Source organism: Bradyrhizobium sp. 23AC (genome assembly GCF_054863025.1).
Map to the genome: position 1 here is coordinate 1 of NZ_JAVAYN010000056.1, position 1,395 is coordinate 1,395.

Genomic DNA, 1,395 nt, shown 5'->3' on the forward strand with positions numbered 1-1,395 from the left:
TCTGGTCAATGCGCGTTACGCCAAGAACGTGCCTGGGCGCAAGACAGATGTCAGCGATGCCGCATGGCTGCGCCAGCTCCATTCCTACGGTCTGTTACGCGGAAGCTTCCGCCCTGATGCCGAGATCGCAACTCTGCGCGCCTATCTGCGTCAACGGGAGCGACTGGTGGAATACGCAGCCGCCCACATCCAGCACATGCAGAAGGCCCTGATGGAGATGAACCTACAGCTTCACCACGTCGTCTCGGACATCACCGGTGCGACCGGGATGCGGATTATCCGGGCCATTATTGCGGGCGAGCGCAATCCCGACGTGTTGGCAACGTACCGCGATGTGCGTTGCCACTCCTCCATCGAGACGATCCGCGCCGCACTGGTGGGCAATGATCGGGATGAACATATCTTCGCGCTGACCCAGTCGTTGGAACTCTACGACACCTACCAAGCCAAGATGCTCGACTGCGACCGCAAGCTGGAATCCTTGATAGCGGCGCTGGCTGACAAAGGAGCCAAGCCGATCGGCAAGCTCCCCCGGCCGCGGGTAAAGACCAAGCAGGTCAACACGCCGTCGTTCGATGTCAGAACCGCTCTATACGGTGCCTTCGGCGTCGATCTCACCGAGATCCATGGGTTAGGTCCGTCACTTGCGCTGAAGCTCATTGGCGAGTGTGGCACCGATCTGCGGGCATGGCCGAGTGCCAAGCACTTCACCTCCTGGCTGTGTCTCGCACCGGGGAACAAAATCTCCGGCGGCAAGGTGCTTTCTTCGCGTACACGGAGATCTTCCAGTCGGGCGGCTGCCCTATTGCGGCTGGCGGCCACGACCATCGGGCGGAGCGATACGGCGCTCGGCGCATTTTATCGTCGGCTGCCCTCTCGTGCCGGCAAGGCGAAGGCCGTGACGGCGACCGCTCGCAAGATCGCGGTCCTGTTCTACAACACACTCCGGCACGGTATGAGCTACAAGGACCCGGGCGCCGACCAATATGAGCAACAATACCGCAGCCGCGTCCTCGCCAATCTTCAGCGCCGGGCGAAATCGCTGGGCTTCGTCTTGCAGGCCATTCCGGGGGAGGACGCCAATCCGGCTGTTTCTTAGGAAGTCGATCGCGATCTTTGCCGGAACCCGGACATGAGATTCCGCTTCATCGAGGACCATCGGGACGCCTATCCGGTACGGCTGATGTGTGCCGTGCTCGAGGTCTCGCCGGCCGGTTATTATGCCTGGCGCGATCGCCCGGTGAGTGAGCGGACCAAATCCAATGCCGTGCTCCTGGCCGAGATCCGCCAAGTCCATCAAGACAGCAGCGGCCGCTACGGCAGTCCCCGCGTCCATGCCGTCTTGCGCAGGCAGGATCGTGGCGCCAGCCGTGGCCGGATCGAACGGCTGATGCA

2 protein-coding genes are annotated in these 1,395 nt (G+C 62.1%); both read left to right on the plus strand.

Going from position 1 to position 1,395, the window contains the following annotated elements; translation table 11 throughout:
* Positions 1-1,099 (plus strand): IS110 family RNA-guided transposase (locus RAD10_RS41380; protein ID WP_461621965.1); only part of this gene is annotated, 1,099 nt, incomplete at its 5' end.
* A gap of 33 nt (positions 1,100-1,132) precedes the next feature.
* Positions 1,133-1,395 (plus strand): IS3 family transposase (locus tag RAD10_RS41385; RefSeq protein ID WP_461621966.1); only part of this gene is annotated, 263 nt, incomplete at its 3' end.